This window comes from Alkalispirochaeta alkalica DSM 8900, assembly GCF_000373545.1.
GTDB classification, from domain to species: Bacteria; Spirochaetota; Spirochaetia; order DSM-27196; family Alkalispirochaetaceae; genus Alkalispirochaeta; species Alkalispirochaeta alkalica.
Genome location: NZ_KB891703.1, coordinates 1 through 19,755 on the forward strand (window position 1 = coordinate 1; position 19,755 = coordinate 19,755).

Genomic DNA, 19,755 nt, shown 5'->3' on the forward strand with positions numbered 1-19,755 from the left:
CCTGGTCACGGCGAAGCAGCTCCCGCCGCGCCGCTTCCAGGGGTGTTATGGTTTTCATGGTTTCTCATTGTGGCAAGGAGGAGGACCGTTTACAATAGCCCCATGGCCAAGGACGCAATCGCAGTATTCGACGTGGGCAAGACGAACAAGAAGGTTCTGATCTACGACAGCACCCTCAAGGTGGTGGATCGCCGGTACCGCCATTTTGATACGCTTCTCCAGGAGGGCGTGGAGGTGGAGCCCCTGGAGGATATCCGGCAGTGGTTTCTTGACACTCTGGAAGAGCTGGCGCAGGACCATGCCATCACCTCCATCGGGATCAGTACCCACGGNGCGTCGGTGGTCTTTCTCGACGATCAGGGAGACCCGGTGTGCCCCCTGGTCTCGTATACCCACCAGCCCCCGGAGGAGCTGCACCAGCAGTTCTTTGACGCCCTGGGATCGTCCCGGGAGGAGCTCCAGCAGCGCACCGCCACGGTGGAGCTCAAACCCCTGATAAACCCCGCCAAGCTGGCTTTTTTCTGCCGTTCCCGCTGGCCCCGGGAGTTCTCCCGGGTTCGGCACGTGCTTTTTCTGCCCCAGTATTTTGCCTGGCTTCTCACGGGGCGGTACAGTTCGGACTATACCTACGCCGGGTGCCACACCTACNTCTGGGATTTTGCCTCCTGGTCCTGGGATACCCGGGTTCTGGCGGGGCTGGGGTTGGACCAGGCTGTTCCTCCGGAACCACGCAGCCCCTGGCACCCGGCGGGGACGGTCCTTCCCGGGATAGCCCGGAGCCGGGGACTCTCGCCGGAGACAACCGTTGCAACGGGAATTCACGACAGCAACGCCTCGCTCCTGCCCTACCTTCTCCGCAAGGGGTCCGAGCGGTTTGTCCTCAACAGCACCGGCACCTGGTGCGTGGCGATGCACCCCACCACGGGGCCCGTGACCTTCNGTCCCGACGAGGTGGGCAAATCGGTGTTCTACAACATCTCCGCCTTCGGCGACCCCGTCAAGACGACGATCCTTCTGGGGGGGCTCGAGTTCGGGACCTACCGGGAGATTCTCCAGGAGTTTCACGGTGACCACGACCCCCCGCCCTTTAACAGAGCCCTCTACCAGGGGGTGATCCAGGGGTGCCGTCAGTTTATCATTCCCGGGGTTGTTCCCGGGACGGGGCAGTTCCCCGATTCCACCCCCCGCATCGTCGATGAGGGACGGGAGTATCCCCTGGAGGATATCCGCCAGGGGAAGGTTGTGCCTCCCCTCCTGCAGGATCTGCCCAGGGCCTACGCGGTGCTGAACCTCTCCCTGGCGTTGCAGAGCAAGACAGCCCTGGAGCGGGTGGGGCTGGCGCCGGGGGTCTCGCTCTTCACCGAAGGGGGCTTCCGGAACAACCCCGATTACAACGCCCTCCTGGCGGCGTTCTTTCCCGAGTCGCCCCTCTTTCTGACGAATATCGAGGAGGCCACCTCCCTGGGTGCGGCGATCACGGCCCTGGCCGCCCGGGAGGGCAGGGACCCCCGGGAGTATCGGGATCTTTTTGAGATTGAGGAGTTTCCCGTACCCGCCGGGACCTTTCACGGGCTCGGGGAGTACGAAAGGGCCTTCCGGGATCTGGTCTGAGGACCGGACTCCCGGCGGGGTGCCCCGGGTTTCGCCGGGCCACGGGCCGGCGGTTTAACATAAAGGAGTAGAGACAATGAACATGGAGATTATCCCCGCGATTGACCTCATCGAGGGGCGGTGTGTCCGGCTGCGCCAGGGAGCGTACCAGGAGAGCACCGTCTACGACGGCGACCCCCTGGATGTGGCCAGGAGTTTCGAGGAGGCCGGGGCGCAGCGGATTCATCTGGTCGATCTCGATGCTGCCCGGGGCAGCGGGAACAACCTGGCAACGATAGACCGGATACGGCGGGGCCTTTCCTGCTGCCTCGAGGTGGGGGGCGGGGTCCGGGACCAGGATGCGCTGGAGCGCCTTCTGGATCTGGGGATCGATTACGCCATTGTGGGTACGATCCTGGCTCGAAACCCCGATCTGGTGGCCCGCTGGGCTGCGGGAGACCACCGGGGTGCGCGAATGCTGGCCTCCATCGACGCCCGGGAGGGGCGTGTCCAGGTATCGGGCTGGCAGGAATCGTCGGGCGTTCTGGCCACGGAGCTCGCCAGAATCGCCGGTGAGATCGGTCTTGCTGCGGTGGAGTATACAAACATCGCCCGGGACGGGATGCTCACGGGGCCCGATGTGGCTGGCACCGTCGAGGTGGCTCGGGCTACCTCGCTGCCGGTGATTCTCTCGGGGGGGATCGCCTCCACGGAGGATACCGCCACAATTCTGCGCGAGGGGCCGGAACTCCAGGGATTTATCGTGGGGCGCGCGCTCTACGAGGGGGGCTTCTCCCTGAAAGAGGCGCTGGAGATTATAGCGGCCCGGGGGGGGCAGTGATGAAGCAGCTTGTGGTGATGGACGCCCGGGGGAACGTCGAGGCGGTGCTGGGGTGCAGCGAGAAGAGCCGCACCAAGACCCTCGAGCAGGGTGAGCTCTGGGTGGTGATGCCGGAAAACGGGCGGGTTCTCCCCTACGGGGGCGGCGGGGCCCGGTGCGGTTCCTTCCGGCCAGGGCCCGATGAGGCCTGGTATCAGGTGCGTCTCCTGGAACCAGGTCGGGAGGGCGATTCCGGTGCCGCTACCCCGGGGGAATCGGCGGGGCTCTCGGGGGATTCTTCCGGGAATTCCTCGGGGAATTTCCCCGAAACCGGTGATGATCTGGTGCTGCCGGTTCTCTCGGATCTGGCCGACTTGATCGCGGTGCGGCGCAGAACCATGCCCGAGGGGTCCTACACCACCCACCTCTTCTCCAAGGGCTCCGGAAAGATCCGGAAGAAAACGGGAGAGGAGGCGGTGGAGCTGATCCTCGCCCAGGACCGTCAGGAGATCATCGGCGAGGCGGCGGACCTGCTCTATCACACCCTGGTGCTCCTGGAGCAGGAGGGGATCCGCCTGGAAGAGGTTGTCAGGGAGCTCGGCCGGCGCCACTCGGGTTGATACTGGCGGCGGCGCTGCTCCCGATGCTCACCTCGTTCCGGCGGTGACCTGGGTTCCGCCGGCGACCTTTTCGGCGATGCGCCGTCCCATCTCGCTGGTGCCGATCAGGGTGTCGCCGGGGCGGGCGATATCGCCGGTTCGGTACCCCTCGTCCAGCACAGCCGCCACGGCGTCAAAGATCGCCTGGTAGGCCTGGTCCAGGCCGAAGCTGTATTTGAGCATCATGGCAGCCGAGAGAATTTGGGCAATGGGGTTGGCAACGCCGGTGCCCGCGATGTCGGGGGCGCTCCCTCCCGAGGGTTCGTAGAGCCCGAAGGAGCCTTCGGCAAGGCTCGCGCTGGGGAGCATTCCCAGAGAACCTGTGAGCATGGCCGCCTCGTCGGAGAGGATGTCGCCGAACATGTTTCCTGCCAGGATTACGTCAAACTGACGGGGTTGCCGCACCAGCTGCATGGCAGCGTTATCCACGTACATGTGGGTGAGTTCCACATCGGGATAATCCCGGGCCACGTCGGTCACGACCTCGCGCCAGAGCACCATGGAGGTAAGAACGTTGGCCTTGTCGATGGAGGTTACCCGCCTGTTCCTGCTTCGGGCTGCTTCGAAGGCTACCCGGGCGATGCGTTCTATCTCGGACCGGTGGTACACCAGGGTGTCGAAGGCCGTGTCACCCTCGCGCCCCTTGGGGGTGCCGAAGTAGATTCCGCCCGTGAGTTCCCGCACCACCACCACGTCCAGGCCACCCTCGAGAAGATCCTCTCTGAGGGGCGAGGCGTGGACGAGCTGGGGAAAGACGATGGCGGGCCGGAGGTTCGCAAAGAGCCCGAAGGTTTTCCTCAGGGGCAGGAGCGCGCCCCGTTCGGGCTGCTCCTCCGGCGGCAGGTGTTCCCATTTCGGGCCTCCCACAGAGCCAAAGAGAATGGCGTCGCTCCCGCGACAGAGCTCCACCGTTTCCTTGGGGAGGGCCGTGCCGTGGTTGTCCAGGGCTGCTCCCCCCACATCGGCGGCGTCTGTCTTGAAGGTTACGCCAAAGCGCTGTTCCACCGCAGCAAGCACGCCCAGGGCCTGCTCCATCACCTCGGGACCGATCCCGTCTCCTGCCAGCACGGCAATCCGTTTGTTCATGGCGGGCATGGTACCCGCTGGAGGGAGCCTTGTACAACCTGCCGGACAGCCGGAACAGCCGAGCGGCGCCGGGGGTTATTTCCCCGGCGGCTGCCATACCCCCTGGCGGTCCTCGCCGGGGCGGTTGGGGATGCGAAACTCCATGCCCGGATGAATCAGGTGGGGGTTCTCGGGATCCCGCAGGATATGCCTGTTCGCCTCGTAGAGGATGGGCCAGAGGGAGCTGTCGCCGTAGATAAAGTCATAGCCGGCGATCCGGTAGAAGGAATCCCTCCGCTCGGGGATCAGGCGTACCACGTAGGTGGCGGGCAGGGTTTCCCGCTCCAGGGGCGGAGTGATCATCTCCTGGCGGGGCTCCCGGGCCTCCCGGACGGGGCGCAGAGGCGAGATGGTGTCCCGCACCAGGCGAAAGAGGGGGAAGCTTTCCTCGAAGCGCCGTTCTGCGAAATGCTCCTCGGCCTCCTCCATGGTCGTCATGGCCAGGGCGTGTTCCTCGGGGTAGTGGGTTGCAGCGTCGATCCGGGTTGCGTAGATCATCTGCTCCCGGGCCCGGTTCCGCATACTGTTGGCCCGGAATGCCCAGACCTGTTCCTCGGCCCAGACTATCGCCCGTTCACGTTCCCGGTCTGCCTCGGCGGCCAGGGCCAGAGCCTGCTCGTAGAGACCTTCCTCGATGAGCTGCTCCGCTTGCAGGCGCAGATCCCGGGCACGGCGCGCGTGGGGGTTGTCTTCCAGAAGGTTCTGCGCTGCCACCGAGGGAACCGCCAGCATCAGGGCACAGAACAGCAGAAAGAGCAGGCTGAACAGATTCTTATTCATCGTCGGCCTCCAAATCTTCCTGGAGCGTCTCGATGCGCCGTGAGGCGTCTTCCAGGCGGGAATCCAGGTCCAGGAGCGATCGCCGGGCGTGTTCCCGCTGTTCCCGGGCCTTCTCGTAGGCCAGGGTAAAGGCTTCCCGGGCTTCGTCGAAATCTCTCAAGGCTTCCTGGTAGGCCTCCCGGGCCAGGTGTGCTTCGGCTGCCTCGGTGAGGTCCTCTCCTCGCTGGAACTGCTCGCGCTGGGCCACGTCGGCGCGCACTCCCAGGGCCTCGTCCTTCCGGGCCCGGGTTTGGGAGCGGCTCTCCCGGGCTTGCTGCGCCAGGGGGCTCTCCTCGGGGGTAGGGGGGGCTTCCGGTTCTGCCGGGGCCTCGGGCTCTGCCGGGGGATCTGCTTCCAGGGGAGGTGCCTCGGGAGCTTCTTCGGGCTCCGGTTCGGGCGCGCTGGCACAGCCTGCCAGGGTGAGTCCCACCAGGACAAGCGTGAGGGTTATGACCGAAAACAGGCCGAATCGTTTCACAATGTCTCCTTCCGGGACCGGTCGTTTCCGGATTCTGCCCGGGGGAGCGATTCCCCGCGGGTTTCTCCGGAAGAGGTCCCTGGGGCGAAATATAACACTCCCCCGATGAAACGTCTGCCCGACGAGACAGAAGGAGAGAAAAGCGGGGTCGCAGGAGAGAATCTCGGGAATGGCCCTGCAGGCTGACAGAGCGGAAAAGAATCACTACACTGGCCGGCGAAGGAGCACATGAAATGAGAGCTGTCTGTACCGTTGTCGGGAAGGATAAACCCGGCATCATCGCCGCCGTGAGCGTGGCCTTTGCCGAACGTTCGGTAAACATTCTTGATATCAGTCAAACCATTATGCAGGGGTTTTTTACCATGATTACCCTGGTGGATCTTGCGGGAATGACCATATCCCTCGATCAGTTGCGTCAGGATCTTGACGCCCTGGGCCAGGAGATCGACGTATCGGTNACCCTGCAGCACGAAGACGTCTTCACCGCGATGCATCGCGTCTGAGTCAGAGCAAGGAGCTATTGGTGTTTTTCTCACCCCTGGAAATTGAACAGACCCTGCGCATGTTCGCGGANCAGAACCTGGATGTCCGGACCATAACGATGGGCATCAATCTTTTGGACTGCGCCGACTCGGACGGCAGGAAAGCGGCGGGGCGCGTGTACGACAAGATAACCCGCTCGGCAGCGCACCTGGTGCGGGTGGGCGACCAGATTCAGGCCGAACTGGGCGTGCCCATCATCAACAAGCGAATCTCCATTACCCCCATCTCCATGGTCCTGGGCGCATCCCTCCAGGCCGGTGGCACNGCGGGCCCCCGTTCGGTGAGTCCCCTCTTCTTTGCCGAGACCCTGGACAGGGCCGCCAAGGAGGTGGGGGTGGATTTTCTGGGCGGCTTCTCTGCCCTGGTTCACCACGGCATGACNCCCGCCGACGAGCAGACCATCAGCGCNATTCCTGCGGTGCTGGCCACCACGGAGAAGGTCTGTGCCAGCATCAACGTGGCTTCCTCGCGGGCGGGGATCAACATGGACGCCGTGTGCCGCGCCGCTGCGGCGATCAAGGAAGCGGCCGAGCGAACCCGCGACCGTGGCGGTTTCGGTTGCAGCAAGCTGGTCATCTTTGCCAACGCTCCCGAGGATAACCCCTTTATGGCGGGGGCCTTCCACGGGCCGGGGAACCCCGATACGGTGGTCCACGTGGGCGTCAGCGGCCCCGGGGTTGTCCAGTCGGCANTTCACCAGTATCCCGAGGCGACGCTGGACCAGCTCGCCGAGGTGATCAAGAAAACGGCCTTCCAGATTACCCGGATCGGACAGCTGGTGCTGGATATGGCCGCAGACCGTCTGGGCGTGGCTCACGGAATTGTGGATCTCTCCCTGGCCCCGACCCCCGCTGTGGGGGACAGTGTCGCGCGGATTCTGGAGGAGATGGGGCTTGAGTCCGTGGGGGCCCCGGGGTCGACGGCGGCCCTGGCCCTGCTCAATAACGCGGTAAAGAAGGGNGGGCTCATGGCCAGCTCCCACGTGGGGGGGCTCTCGGGGAGTTTCCTCCCCGTCAGCGAGGACGAGGGAATGGCCGCCGCTGCCGAATCGGGAGCGCTGAGTCTGGAGAAGCTCGAGGCCATGACCGCTATCTGTTCCGTCGGGTTGGACATGATCGCCCTGCCCGGGAGCACCTCCACCGATACCCTGGCGGGGATCATCGCCGACGAGATGGCGATCGGCGTGATGAATCACAAGACAACGGCGGTCCGTCTGATTCCCGTTCCCGGGGGTGTGGCGGGGGATTGGGTCGAGTTCGGGGGGCTCCTGGGCCGGGCTCCGATCATGCCCGTGAAGGAGTATTCCTGCTCGGGTCTGGTCCGGCGGGGAGGGATTATTCCTGCTCCTGTAACAAGCTTCCGGAACTAAGGGGCCANGCGGAACGAAACGGCGAATTTGACTATACTGTAAGGGGCATCACGGNTACAGAGCATCAAGGCGAGGGNGTGCGATGCCGATATCAGGGAGAAGAGGGAGCCCTGTGAAAGATCGAACGGTTCGACAGGTTATGCTGATTCTCTTGTCCCTGGGTCTGGCCTTGCAGGGCCTGGTGACTCCTGGTGCCCAGCAGCATCTCGCCCAGGCGGTCCCCCCCGTGGTTCGTCAGCCTCCCGAGGCACGGCTCCCCGAGCCTCGTCAACCCGAAGCCCTGCCCCCGGAAGTCCGCCTCCCCGAGGTCCGCGATACCCCGCCCCCGGTGGAGCCCTCGCCGGTGGTGCGCCCCCCCCGCGAACCCGTTCGGGCACTCCCTGAAGAGGAGAGCCTCGCGNCCGAGACCCTGCGCGATCTGGAACGCGAGCTCGAGCAGGTCTACCGGCGTCTGGCCCTGGTGGAGCAGCAGCTCAAGGAGGCGGTGGTTCTGCACCGCCGNGCCGAGGACCGGGCCCTTCGGTACAAGGCCACGCTGCTGAAGAGCGAAGGGGGGCTTCTGCAGGAGCTGGATACACAACAGCGTGTTCTGGAGGCCCTGCCCGTGGAGCGGTTGCTCCAGGTGGGCGCAACCTTCTCTCCCGAGGGGTCCCTGGGNGCGCTGGGCATGGTTGCGCTTCCGGGAACGCCCCTGAGCGTGATCAGCGGTCTTGATTACCACGTCCGGGACAAGGAGCTTACCACCCGTTTCGGTGTCATGGTGGGGCTCTTCTCCCAGCGCACCCTGGTCGAGCCCTGGGTTCGATCCCGTCCCCCCCGGATTCCCGGAAAGGCGAGGCTCACGCCGGAGGAGCTCCAGGCGATCCGTGCGCGGCAGGAGCCGGACAGGGAGCCCTCCCGCTGATATCCTCCGGGCTCCCCCCGATTGCGCTGTGCAACCGTTCTCACAACGAGGGTCTTCGTGATACGATGTTCACGAGAAAATCTTTATTCCCCTGAGGAGACTCGAACATGAAACAGATAATGGATACTGCCGCCCTCGAGGCCGTTGCCCGATCGGTGAGAACCCTCACCATGGATGCCGTGGAAGCGGCAAAATCGGGACACCCCGGAATGCCCCTGGGGATGGCAGAACTGGGAGCGCTTCTGTACGGCGAGGTGCTGAACCATAACCCCCGGGATCCGCAGTGGGAAAACCGGGACCGCTTTGTTCTCTCGGCCGGTCATGGATCGATGTTTCTCTATTCGCTCCTGCATCTGGCGGGCTACGATCTCTCGCTGGATGATATCAAGGCCTTTCGCCAGCTCGACAGCAAGACCCCGGGGCACCCCGAGTACGGCCATACCCCGGGTGTGGAGACGACCACGGGTCCCCTGGGGCAGGGCTTTGCCAACGCCGTGGGAATGGCCGTGGCCGAGGAGATGCTGGCGGCCCGGTTCAATACGCCCCATCACCGCGTGGTGGATCACTACACCTACGTGATAGCCGGCGACGGCTGTCTGATGGAGGGAATATCCAGCGAAGCCAGTTCTCTGGCGGGTCATCTGGGGCTGGGCAAACTGGTGGTCTTCTACGATTCCAACAACATATCGATCGAGGGATCCACCGATCTGGCCTTTACCGAGGACGTGGCCGCCCGCTATCGGGCCTACGGGTGGCAGGTCCTCTCGTCCGACGCCTACGACATCGAGGGGATCCGGGCTGCCCTTGCCGAGGCCAGGGAGGATAGCACGCGTCCCGCCCTGATAATCCTGGATTCGGTGATCGGCAAGGGGTCTCCCGGCAAGGCGGGGAGCGCCGATGCCCACGGGGCTCCCTTTGGTGATCAGGAGATCGCCGCCACCAAGGAGGCGATCGGGGTGGATCCCCAGGAGCTGTTCTACGTGGACCCCCGGGCCCGGGAGTTCTTTNCCCGTCGCGGCGANGAGCTCGCCCGNACCCAGGAGGAGTGGGAGAAGACCTTCCAGGACTGGGCCACGGCGAANCCGGGGCTTCACGCCCAGTGGAAAGAGATGCTCCAGGGCGGGTATCGNGAGCTCCTGAAAGATATCGCGCTTCCCCGGTATACCCCCGGCGATACGCTGGCCACGCGTCAGGCCAGCGGTGCTGCCCTGAAGGCCGTGGCGGCGGTGCTGCCGAACCTGGTGGGCGGCTCGGCCGATCTGGCGCCCTCGAACAACACGGCTCTGCCCGATCATGGCGATTTCACCCGGGACACCCCGGCGGGACGTACGGTCCACTTCGGGGTCCGGGAGCTGGCCATGGCAGCGATCGCCAACGGAATGGCTCTTCACGGGGGGCTGCGCCCCTTTGTGGCGACCTTCATGGTTTTCAGCGATTACCTGCGTCCGGCGGCGCGGCTCTCGGCGCTCATGAAGGCGCCCGTAACCTACGTACTCACCCACGACTCGATCTTTGTGGGCGAGGACGGACCCACCCACCAGCCGATCGAACACGTCGAGGCCCTGCGGACCATTCCGGGGATGGTGGTGCTGCGCCCCGCCGACGCCGAGGAGACCGGCGAGGCCTGGCTCATGGCGATGGAGCAGGACGGGCCCACGGCCCTGGCTCTCACACGGCAGGGCNTGCCGGTGTTCCCCAAGGCCGATCCTGCCTGGCGGGAATCCCTGCGCCGCGGGGCCTACCTGGTCCAGGAACCCGCCGGGGAGGGNCTCCCCGAGGTGGTCGTGGTGGCCACGGGGAGCGAGGTTTCCCTGGCACTGANCGCGGCCGAGTTGAGTGGCCGGGCGGTCCGGGTGGTCTCCATGATCAGCCGGGAACGTTTCGAGGCCCAGGACGAGGCCTTCCGCCGGGCTCTCCTGCCCCAGGGCGTCCCCGTGGTGGCCGCCGAGGCGGGNGTCACCTCGGGATGGGCTTCGATCACGGGGAGCCGCGACCGGGTTCTTGGTCTGGACCGGTTCGGATTGAGCGGGCCGGCCGCCCAGGTGGCGTCTGCCATGGGGTTCACCGCCGAGGCTCTGGCTGACCTGATCAAGAGCGTCTGATCCCGAGCGTTTGATCAAGGGTGCCTGCGCCCGCCACGGTGGTCGCAGGCAAATCCTGGAGCTCCAGGGCCGCCCGGGCGCCCTGGAGACCGATCAGTCCTCGAGGGCCGTGATCTTGCAGACCCGGGTNTGGTGGCGTCCGCCCTGGTGGCGGGCGTCCATGAAGGCATCGAGCATCTCCTCCACGGGCTCGCCGTAGGCGATGCGCCCCCCAAAGGCGATNACGTTGGCGTCGTTGTGCTCCCTGGCCATGGTGGCGGCGAAGATATTCTGCGGCAGGGCACAGCGGATCCCCCGAATCTTGTTGGCCGCTATGCTGATGCCGATCCCCGTACCGCAACAGAGGATGGCAAATTCAAAGGGCTCCGTCTCCTGGTCCTGTTGCGGCTGGNCGTGCCGGGGCTGACCCTGCCGGGATGCTTCCAGGAGGCGGCCGCAGACCAGCTGTGCGATATCGGGGTAGTCCACGGAGTCTTCCCTGTCAACGCCGCAGTTTTCAACAGCGTATCCCCGCTCCTCAAGATGCTTCACAAGGCGAACCTTGAGATCCACCGCTCCGTGATCGTTTCCTATCAGTACGCGTTTATTTCGAGTTTCCATACACACCGTAGTGTAACGTTTTTTCTTCCCCTGGAGGAGATAGTGCGGTACTATTCGTGCCATGGAAATACCCTTCAGTGATCCCGTGCTTATCTTTGCGTCGGTGATGGTCATCATTCTGATCGCGCCTCTCCTCGCCCGCAAGTTGCGGCTTCCCGAGATTGTGGGGTTGCTTCTGGCGGGGCTGATCTTTGGCCCCTACGGGCTGGGGCTGATCGAGCGGGACGCCACGATCCGCCTTCTTGGCGAGGTGGGCCTCCTTTTTATCATGTTCCTGGCNGGGCTCGAGATCGACCTCCACCAGGTTCGCCGGAACCGCCTTCACAGCGTCGTCTTCGGCCTCATGACCTTTCTGATCCCCCTCTCGGTGGGAACCGGTCTGGCCCTGTGGACCATGGCGGTCACGGTACCCACGGCGGTGCTCCTCTCCAGCATGTATTCCTCTCACACGCTGCTCACCTTTCCCTCGGTTGCCAAGCTGGGGCTCACGCGATCCNGGGCGGTAACGACCACCATCGGAGGGACGATCATCACCGACACCCTGGCGTTGCTGGTGCTGGCCGTGATCGCCGCCTCCGTGAAGGGCGACGCGTCGGTACAGTTCTGGCTGCGCCTGGGAGCGACCATGGTGATCTACGTGGTGGCGGTGATCTTTTTTCTCCCCCGGATCGGCCGGTGGTTTCTCCGGGAGGTTGCCTCCGACGAGACCGTGGCCTTTGTCTTTATTCTGGCTGCAACCTTTCTCTCGGGGTATCTGGCCCACGTGGCGGGGCTGGAGCCGATCATCGGAGCCTTTCTGGCGGGGCTCATGCTGAACTCCCTCATCCCCGAGAAGAGCAGCCTCATGGCCCGCCTCCATTTTACGGGGAACGCCCTCTTTATTCCCTTCTTCCTGCTCTCCGTGGGCATGCTGGTAAACGTGGAACTGCTCTTCCAGGGAACNAAGGCCTGGATCGTTATTGCTGTGATGACCATCACGGCGCTTGTCACCAAATGGCTGGCAGCGGTGATATCGGGAAAGTTTCTGGGCTATTCCCGGGATGAGTCGAGCCTTNTCTACGGTCTGAGCGTGAACCAGGCTGCAGCAACCCTGGCGGCGGCCCTGGTGGGATACGAGATAGGGCTCTTTTCCGATGAGATCATCACCGGAACGATCGTCATGATCGGGGTCACCTGCTTTGTGGGGCCCCTGGTGACGGAGCGGGCGGGGAAAAAACTGGTCCAGGCCCGCGATTCCGAGCTGAAGGACCCCGGCACATTGCCCTCGCGGGTGCTCATTCCGGTAATCAGCAAGGATTCTGCCGCCGATCTCCTCGATGTGGCGATGTACCTGCGGGATCATGAATCGCACGAACCGGTCTATCCCGTCCACGTCATACCCGACGGTCCCGATGCGGAGGCCCAGGTTGCCCGGGGGGAGGAGCTCCTGGCCCATATGGTGGTCCGCTCCCTGGCTGCTCATGTACCGGTCACCCCCCTTACCACGGTGGACGTGAACGTGAGTTCCGGAATCCTCCGGGCCGTGCGGGAAAACCGCATCTCTACCCTGGTTATGGGGTGGGACGGCCATCAGCGCAGTCGCTCCCATATCTTTGGNCGGATTCTGGACATGGTGGTGAATGGCACGCCCCGACAGATTCTGGTGAACCGCCTTGTGCAGCCCGTGAATACCATGAAGCGCATCTGGCTCGTTCTGCCCCCGCTGGCCGAGCGGGAGGTGGGGTTCCCCGAGGCGGTAGGGACGATCAAGCAGCTTGCCGCCCAGTGTGGTACCACCCTGATCGTCTATGGGTCTCCCTCGTTTTCCCGGAAGGGGTGGGACTACATCAACCGGGCGCGTCCCGAGGTTAGCCTGGAGCTCCGCAACTATCAGTCCTGGCTTGGCCTGGTCCAGTCCTTTGGCCAGGAGATATCTCCGGCCGACTGGGTGATCCTCTTCTCGGCGCGCCTGGGGGGAATCGCCTGGAACCCCAAGGGCGATCGGCTCCCGGGGGTGCTCTCGCGGCGTCACAGTCAGTGTAACCTCTCGGTGCTCTACTCCGCCAGCGAGCGCCTCCTTGCCCCCAGTACCGGCGAGGGGATACAGGGTGCGGGGCTGGGGATCGGGGTCTTCTCCCCGGAGAGGACGATTCTGGACGGCGACTACCACGAGGTGGCTCCCCTGGTACGGGACGCCCTGCGGCTCCTGCCCGGTTCAGAGGGAGAGGTTCCCGAACGGCTTGCGAGCCAGTTGATCGATATTGCCCGGGGAGAACCGGTCCGGCTTATGGCGGGGGTCGTTCTGCTTCACTGTCACGCACCGGAGGTTCAGGATTCCACGGTAATGATGGCCGTGACCCGCCACGGGATCTCCCTGGAGAAGGTGCCCGATCTCTCCCGGGTTGTGATTATTCTGGTTGATCCCCCGGGTCAGGAACCGGGGGACCACCTGGCCGCCCTGGGAAGGATCGCCGGGGCGATCCGGACTCCCGGGCTGGTGGAGAAACTGCAGAACGCCCGGAACTTTCGCGATCTCCTGGAATAGCCTGCTTCTTCGGGGGCTCGTCGGTCAGGCCGGGCCCGTCGGCCTGGTCATACCGGGGGTTCGAATTTTGGATCCCAGGTCTCAAGGGGAGCCCTCTCGTTGAGTCGGCTCCACCGGGCGTGAAACCACCGCAGGGGTCTGTCCTGGCGGTCNACAGCCCTGACCGGCCCGAGATCGAGCTGGAAAACCCCGCAGTTTGATGCCTTGATCAGGGGCATCCACTCCCGGGGCTCTTCCGGGGTGGCGCCGAAGCTCGTTTTCAGGAGCCACTGGAGCAGTCCTCCGTGGGTCACGCAGATCACGACGGGGACAGAACCGCCAGGGGAATCCTCCGGAGAGTCTTCCCGGGAGAGGCCCTTGGCGGTCTCCACCAGGGCCTGCCAGGCCCGGAGCGCCCGGTCGGCCAGGGCAACCCGTCCCTCGGCGCCAGGCACGGCATCCCAGCTTCGGGCTGTGAACTCCTGGTACTCCCGGGGCATCTCCTTTCGTGCCTCCTCCAGGGAGTAGCCCGAGAAGATCCCCGTGTCCAGTTCCTGAAGATCGGTGATCACGTCGCAGCGAGGGTCCTCCGGTGTCAGACCCGTGATGAGGCGGGCCGTTTCCCGGGCCCGCTGAAGGGGAGAGGTCCGCACTGCCCGGGGATGAACCCCCAGACCCTCGAGCCACCGCCCCGTCCTGGCAGCCTGATCTCTCCCCCGGTCTGTGAGAGGAACGTCAGCCCTGCCCTGGACAATCCCCCGGGCGTTGCCCTGGCTCTCGCCGTGGCGGATAAGATAGAACGAGACCGGTCCGTCCAGGCCGGTCATGATGGTGTCAAAGGACATGGCGCTCCCTTTCCCTGGTGCGGGGGCCGGTCCGGCTCCGCCAGGGCGTAACCGGATCACCGCCCAGGTCGGGATAGCCCTCGCCCGGGCCCCGCCCCGGGCATCGGCCTGCCAGATCAGTAATTCAGGATAATATCGCCCTCAACGCTGTTATCGGTGTACTTGATCATGAGGGTGTTGGTACTCCGCTCGTAGTGGCGTCCCTTGATATAGAGCTCAAAGGAGGGGTCGTTTCTCCACTGCAAGTTAAAGAGGTTCATGGAGCGGAAGGGGGGGATACCCTGCATAACGATATAGTGAGTCCTGTTCCGGGGGTAGGTCAGGGTAAAATGGAACTGCTCCTCGCCGATATCGATGCGCGGGAAGGGGGCAATCGACCAGATAAACGACCCCGCCCCCAGTTCGTCGTAGAGCGATATCTTTCGGGGATACCAGGGGTTATCCGAGATGAGCGGATAAATCTTCTCGGGACCGAAGCTCCCCTCCTGCCGGGTGAAACCGTCGGCCTCAAAGTACAGATGGCGCGGTAAAAACCCCAGACTGTCGGCGACACGGAGGCCCGAGAGCACCAGGTTCCGTCCCACCGTGACGTAGAGAGGTTCCCCCTGAAGGTCGCCGTACCGTTCCAGAAGCAACCCGGCCCGCAGTGAATAGAGCAGATCCACCTCTCCCTGGGCGGTCTCCATGAAGAAAGTCTCCTCGTACTGCCGGATGGCGGGAACGATCCTGTCGTGGACAAGGGTGAGGAAACGTCGGGAAACCTCCCGGGATGCTTCCGTGGGGTGGTTCGGGGCAAGGGCCGCCTCGGCCATCGCCACGGCCGTGCGCTGGTCCAGATCGCGCAGATCCAGGTCGTCGGCAAAATCCAGAAGTTGCCGGAAGAGTTCCTCGCTCCCCCGGAGGGCGGCAAAGGAGAAGATATCATCCTCCTGGAAAACCCGGGCGTCGCCCGCAGCAATCCGGTCCGCCAGCTCCCGGGCCCGTTCCTGATCTTCCCGGATAAACCGGGTTGTGACGTTCCTCAGGTCTCCCAGGAAGACCGCCGAGAGAAGTCCCACCGATTCGGGGTGCTGGTCGGCGGCGCGACGCATGCGGTTAAACGCCGTGGTGTACTGGTCGCGTTTCCAGGCCTCGGCCAGATAAGCCGTGAGGATCTCCTCGGAGAACTCCGGTGACCCCTCGCGCCGGTTCCAGGTCCCGGAACCGCCGTTAAAGCGGATGCTGTGCCATCCCTGAAAGCCCACATCGATAAAACGGCTGATCGTCTCGGCGTAGAAGGAATCGCTGATCTGGCGCCGGTTCCTGCTAAAGGCCGCCTCGATGATATCGATCTCGGCGTAGTCCCGCTCGACGTAGCGGATCAGGCGGCTCCCGGCGTTCAGGGGCAGGCTGATGCGGCGCGACTCCTGGTCGATCGCCGACCTGGGGGGCGCGGTCAGGACAAACTGGCGGTCGTCCCGGAGCAGGTGGACCGAGTCCGGGGCGGGGGAAGAATCGTCGCCGCGCTCTTCCAGGGTGGCCTCGGGGTGCCACGAAAGTGTTACCGTTCCCTCCTCGGGCCAGGCCGTACCGCCCTGGGGAAGAACCTGGAGACCCGGGGGGCCCTCGTCGGGGGAGACTTCAAAACGGATCACGCTCTCGTCGGAGAAGGTAATAAGCAGGGTTCGCTCCTCCTGATCGTACCGGCTGGGAACCAGGTGGTGCTGATTCTCGCCGGAGTCGATAACCAGGGGGTATTCTTCGGAGAAGCGGAAGGTGATCCCCTGGAAGTCGATCCGGGCCGAAGTTATCCTGTGGCTCGTCTCGTCCTCGCCCGCCACAAGGGTTCCCAGGAACTGCAGATCACCCAGGGAGCGGCGCACCGTGAGGGTACCGGAATACTGAAGGTAGAGAAGGCCAAAGATGCCCACTGCGTAGAGGCAGGGAATCACCAGGTATCTCCAGACTTTGCGCGTATGCATGAACCAAATCTACCAGAGGAACCGCTCTGTGTCAGCTCTCCCGTGGGGCCTCTTGACGATCGGCCTCGCCGGGTCGGGGAACAAACCACCCCCGGTGCGGGTCGAGGGCGATCCTGTCCGTCGAAGGATAGGTTTCTTCCAGCGCCCCCGCTGCCAGAAGCTCCCCCGGCGTGCCCGCGCCCCGGAGCGTTCCAGCCAGTAAAAAGAGCCGGTGCGAGAAGTGCAGGGCCAGGTGGAGATGATGGGTGGCAATCACTGCCGAGGAGATCACCTGCTGCTCCACCAGATCCCTCAGAAGAAGGAACAGTGCCGTCTGATGGGGCGGGTCCAGGTGTGCCGCCGGCTCATCGAGCAGAAGAATCCGTGGCTCCTGGGCCAGCGCCCGGGCGATCATCACCCGCTGGCGCTCGCCATCGCTGAGGTGCCCCAGGGAGCGCCCGGCCAGGTGGCAGGTCCCCGTCGCCTCCAGGGCTCGCTCCACGGCCTGATCCCTCCCCGAAGGCCCCTGAACCGACGAACAGTGGGGCAGCCGTCCCAGGGCAACCACATCGCGCACACGCAGGTAGGCCGGCGAGACCGGATCGGTGAGAACCACCGCCAGACGGCGGGCCCGGGCCTCGCGACTCCAGGAGCGGGGGCCGTAGAGAGGCCGATCCTCCAGAAAGACCCTGCCCTCCCGGGGCCGCAGGAGCCCCGCCAGACATCGCAGAAGGGTCGTCTTGCCCCCCCCGTTCGGCCCCGCCAGGGAGATAACCTCCCCGGGAAGAATCGCCTCCCGGGACAGGCTAACCACATCGGGGCCCCGGCGGTAGCCCAGGCGCAACTCCTCCAGATTCATCATAACTCCACCCCCGGACCGCCGCCATCGCGGGAAGGCCGCAGAATGGTCAGAAGCACCACGGGAACCCCCACCACGGAGAGCACGGCATTCAGGGGCAGAATACGATCGCTTCCGGGCAGCCGCGAGACCAGATCCGCCAGAACGGCTACGGAGGCACCCCAGAGAGCCACCCCCGGAAGAAGCAGGCGGTGGCTGGAGGTGCGCAGATGGCCCCGGGCCAGATGGGGCACGGCCACACCGAGAAAGGAAATCGGCCCCGTCAGGGCCGTTACCAGCGCCGTAAGAAGCCCGGCGCAGAGAAGAAGAAGCCCCTGCAACCGGTGAGCGTGGACCCCGCTGCTCTCGGCGTAGGCGCTTCCCAGAAGCAGCACATCGATCGGAGCCGCCAGGACCGTGAGCACCACCGTCGTCAGCAGGGCCGCCGCAAGCAGAGCCGGAGGCTGCCATCCCGGCGGAAGCGCAAAGGAACCGAAACTCCAGTGAATATACTGCTCAAGCCCCTGGGCAGGGCTTGCAGCCATGAGCACCGCCGTGAGGGCGCTGGCCGCGTAGCCGAAGAGAAGCCCCAGCACCAGTACCACCACGGGCTGCCCCACCATACGGTGGACCACCATCATCAGGGAAATCACCAGGGCCGAGCCCAGTGCAGCCGCAGCCACGGTGGGAGCGGCAAAATGAGCCCCCGCCCCGGCCAGAACCACCAGCGCCACCCCCAGACCCGCCCCGGCACTCACCCCCAGCACCCCGGGCCCCGCCAGGGGGTTGCGGAAGACCGTCTGCATCAGAAGGCCCGCGAGCCCCAGGGATGCTCCCGCCCCGGCAGCGGCGCAGACCCGGGGAATCCGGATCTGAAAGAGGATGATCCGCTCCAGGGCACGGGAGGCATCACCCCCCTCCAGGAGCGGTCCCGCCCGGAGCGACGCCACAAGAGCCGCCGGAGAGAGCGGCACCGACCCCAGCGCCAGGCCCGCCCCGGCCACCAGAAGGAGAACCGCAGCGGGAAGAATCAGCCCCGCCGCTCCGGAGAGACCGCGAGTTGCGGCAAAGCCCCGGGTCACGGTTCCCTTCCGGGTCACGGGCCCCCCCGGAGTCACGGAAAGATCCTCCGATAAAAGAAGAGCTCGTGGCCCGGGACAAGATCAGCCTGGGGATGAAAAATCGCGACCAGATCCTTCAGAACAAGATCAGGGCGACCCACCCCGGTCTCCCAGAAGTCGTTCGCACCCCGGGCACGCTGGCGGCGGTGGTGATGGTACACCTGGCCCTCCCGGAACGCCCGGAAAAGGGTCAGCCGGGGATCCTCCCGTCGAATATCCTCGGGACTGCTCCAGGTGGCGTTAAGATTGACCCAGAACTCGGCATCCACCGCCCGGGCCAGAACCGCCTCCAGATCCAGAAAGAGCGACCCCGTACCCCTGGTATCGGCCCAGAGATAGCGGGCCCCGGCATCAGCAAAAAGCCTGGCCAGGTAACTCTCCCCAGCGGGAAGCGGCCACTGCCCCTGCCAGGGCGCATTGGCAAAGACGCCGGGCCTGGCATCCCGGGGAATCGCCCGGTCAGTACGTCGGGCCAGATCGCGATAGCGCCGGGCCCGGTCCGAAAAGAGCTCCTGCGCCAGAGCATCCTTTTCATAGAGCGCTCCGAAGAGCCGGACCCACTCGGCGCGACCCAGAGGCGTAGCCTCCCGCCAGTCGGCGATCACCATGACGGGGACACCCGCCGCCTCCAGCCGCCGCAGGGCGGGATCGTCGGGACTATACGCCGAAAGCAGCACCAGATCGGGCCGGAGCGCCAGAAGTCGCTCCAGATCAAGCTGTGCCCCGGCCCCGGTGGTACCCACAGCCCCCTCCCGCAGAGCCTGGCGAACCCCCTCGTCGTAGACATAGTCAGCAGTATCGACACCAACCAGGGAAGAGAGCTCCCCCAGATCCCTGATAAAGGGAATATTCGGTGTCGAGAGGGAAACCACCCGCCGGGGCGGGACGGGAATCACCCGTCCCGGAGGAAGATCCAGACCGCCGGGATCGATGCCCCGGGGAACCAGGTGGTAGACCAGATCGGGCGCACCCGGCCAGGCGTTGGAAATCCGGACCTCCTGGTGCCGCTCTTTCCGGAGGATCTGCAGGTTCTCCGCTTCTTCCAGGGGCGCCACCCCCCGTTGCCGGGCACCCCCGGAAGCCGAAGCCGAGGCCAGGCCACCCCCGGAAGCCAGAGTAGCCGCCGGATCGGCCGACACAACAGAAGGAGCCACATCAGAAGAAGCCAGAACAGAAGGAGCCAGAACAGAAAACCCCGGAAACAGGAGAAAAAAAAGCACCAGGCGAACCGGAAAGAAGATCATAACGCACCATAGTAATGCGGGATCGGCCCCGGCACAACCAGCTCCAGGCGCCCACACCCGGCTCTGTACCCTCTCCGCCAGCCCGGGGTACCCTGGGTGATCACTCGAGACCNNCTGGGGAGGACAGACCATGGCAGCAGGCGCACCAAAAACAGGCGCACCAGGAAGAACAGGCCTGCCAAGAACAGGCGCGGTGCTCCTTGGGGCAGCGTGGCTTCTGGCAAGCTTCCTTGCCCCGACACCCCTGGCAGCAGA

Annotated in this window: 16 protein-coding genes; 7 read left to right on the forward strand and 9 right to left on the reverse strand. The window is 64.8% G+C overall.

Annotated elements, in window-relative coordinates; genetic code table 11:
• Positions 1–102 precede the first annotated feature (102 nt).
• The 3 genes from B071_RS16300 to hisE all read left to right on the forward strand — a co-directional run bounded on the left by B071_RS16300 (position 103) and on the right by hisE (position 3,030).
• The gene (locus B071_RS16300; RefSeq protein ID WP_018526296.1) at positions 103–1,611 is read left to right on the forward strand and encodes an FGGY-family carbohydrate kinase; all 1,509 of its coding nucleotides are present in this window, start codon (positions 103–105) and stop codon (positions 1,609–1,611) included.
• Between the two features lie 76 nt (positions 1,612–1,687).
• Positions 1,688–2,431, forward strand: coding sequence for a 1-(5-phosphoribosyl)-5-[(5-phosphoribosylamino)methylideneamino]imidazole-4-carboxamide isomerase (locus tag B071_RS16305; RefSeq protein WP_018526297.1), 744 nt, complete (start codon positions 1,688–1,690; stop codon positions 2,429–2,431).
• On the forward strand, positions 2,431–3,030 hold the full coding sequence (gene hisE, locus B071_RS0106505; RefSeq protein WP_018526298.1) for a phosphoribosyl-ATP diphosphatase: 600 nt from the start codon (positions 2,431–2,433) through the stop codon (positions 3,028–3,030). Before B071_RS16305 ends, hisE begins: the two co-directional genes overlap by 1 nt.
• Before the next feature lie 27 nt (positions 3,031–3,057).
• On the opposite strand, the gene leuB is transcribed toward hisE, so the two are convergent.
• From leuB to B071_RS0106520, 3 genes are all read right to left on the reverse strand, one after another.
• Positions 3,058–4,155: a 3-isopropylmalate dehydrogenase gene (gene leuB / locus B071_RS0106510; protein ID WP_040587647.1), complete on the reverse strand. Its 1,098-nt coding sequence runs from the start codon at positions 4,153–4,155 to the stop codon at positions 3,058–3,060.
• A gap of 75 nt (positions 4,156–4,230) precedes the next feature.
• Positions 4,231–4,974, reverse strand: a complete 744-nt coding sequence (locus B071_RS18360; RefSeq protein ID WP_018526300.1) for a LysM peptidoglycan-binding domain-containing protein — start codon at positions 4,972–4,974, stop codon at positions 4,231–4,233.
• Entirely contained in the window at positions 4,967–5,491 is a 525-nt protein-coding gene (locus B071_RS0106520; protein ID WP_018526301.1) for a hypothetical protein, read from the reverse strand. The genes B071_RS18360 and B071_RS0106520 overlap by 8 nt, the downstream gene beginning before the upstream one ends.
• A 233-nt stretch (positions 5,492–5,724) precedes the next feature.
• Here B071_RS0106520 and B071_RS0106525 point away from each other — a divergent pair, with 233 nt between their 5' ends.
• From B071_RS0106525 to tkt, 3 genes are all read left to right on the forward strand, one after another.
• Entirely contained in the window at positions 5,725–5,994 is a 270-nt protein-coding gene (locus tag B071_RS0106525; protein WP_018526302.1) for an ACT domain-containing protein, read from the forward strand.
• A 20-nt stretch (positions 5,995–6,014) separates the two neighbouring features.
• Positions 6,015–7,403: a PFL family protein gene (locus B071_RS0106530; RefSeq protein ID WP_018526303.1), complete on the forward strand. Its 1,389-nt coding sequence runs from the start codon at positions 6,015–6,017 to the stop codon at positions 7,401–7,403.
• Between the two features lie 1,023 nt (positions 7,404–8,426).
• Positions 8,427–10,409 (forward strand): transketolase, encoded by a 1,983-nt coding sequence (tkt, locus tag B071_RS0106540; protein ID WP_040587653.1) that lies wholly within the window; start codon positions 8,427–8,429, stop codon positions 10,407–10,409.
• A 93-nt stretch (positions 10,410–10,502) separates the two neighbouring features.
• Here tkt and B071_RS0106545 read toward each other — a convergent pair whose 3' ends face one another.
• A complete protein-coding gene (locus tag B071_RS0106545) occupies positions 10,503–11,126 on the reverse strand; it encodes an RpiB/LacA/LacB family sugar-phosphate isomerase (protein WP_438829610.1) in 624 nt (207 codons plus the stop codon).
• On the opposite strand from B071_RS0106545, the gene B071_RS0106550 reads away from it, so the two are divergent.
• Positions 11,116–13,533 (forward strand): cation:proton antiporter domain-containing protein, encoded by a 2,418-nt coding sequence (locus B071_RS0106550; protein WP_438829613.1) that lies wholly within the window; start codon positions 11,116–11,118, stop codon positions 13,531–13,533. The two genes, B071_RS0106545 and B071_RS0106550, sit on opposite strands and share 11 nt — an antisense overlap.
• 47 nt (positions 13,534–13,580) lie before the next feature.
• Here the strand turns inward: B071_RS0106550 and B071_RS18365 are convergent, their stop codons facing one another.
• The 5 genes from B071_RS18365 to B071_RS16325 form a co-directional block, all read right to left on the reverse strand.
• Complete coding sequence (locus tag B071_RS18365; protein WP_018526308.1) at positions 13,581–14,357, reverse strand: histidine phosphatase family protein; 777 nt, start codon at positions 14,355–14,357, stop codon at positions 13,581–13,583.
• A 116-nt stretch (positions 14,358–14,473) separates the two neighbouring features.
• Positions 14,474–16,318: a hypothetical protein gene (locus B071_RS0106560; protein WP_157703061.1), complete on the reverse strand. Its 1,845-nt coding sequence runs from the start codon at positions 16,316–16,318 to the stop codon at positions 14,474–14,476.
• 31 nt (positions 16,319–16,349) lie between these two features.
• Positions 16,350–17,159 (reverse strand): ABC transporter ATP-binding protein, encoded by an 810-nt coding sequence (locus tag B071_RS16320; protein ID WP_018526310.1) that lies wholly within the window; start codon positions 17,157–17,159, stop codon positions 16,350–16,352.
• A complete protein-coding gene (locus B071_RS0106570; protein WP_051075271.1) occupies positions 17,156–18,235 on the reverse strand; it encodes an iron chelate uptake ABC transporter family permease subunit in 1,080 nt (359 codons plus the stop codon). The genes B071_RS16320 and B071_RS0106570 overlap by 4 nt, the downstream gene beginning before the upstream one ends.
• A 14-nt stretch (positions 18,236–18,249) precedes the next feature.
• Complete coding sequence (locus B071_RS16325; protein WP_018526312.1) at positions 18,250–19,500, reverse strand: ABC transporter substrate-binding protein; 1,251 nt, start codon at positions 19,498–19,500, stop codon at positions 18,250–18,252.
• Positions 19,501–19,755 lie beyond the last annotated feature (255 nt).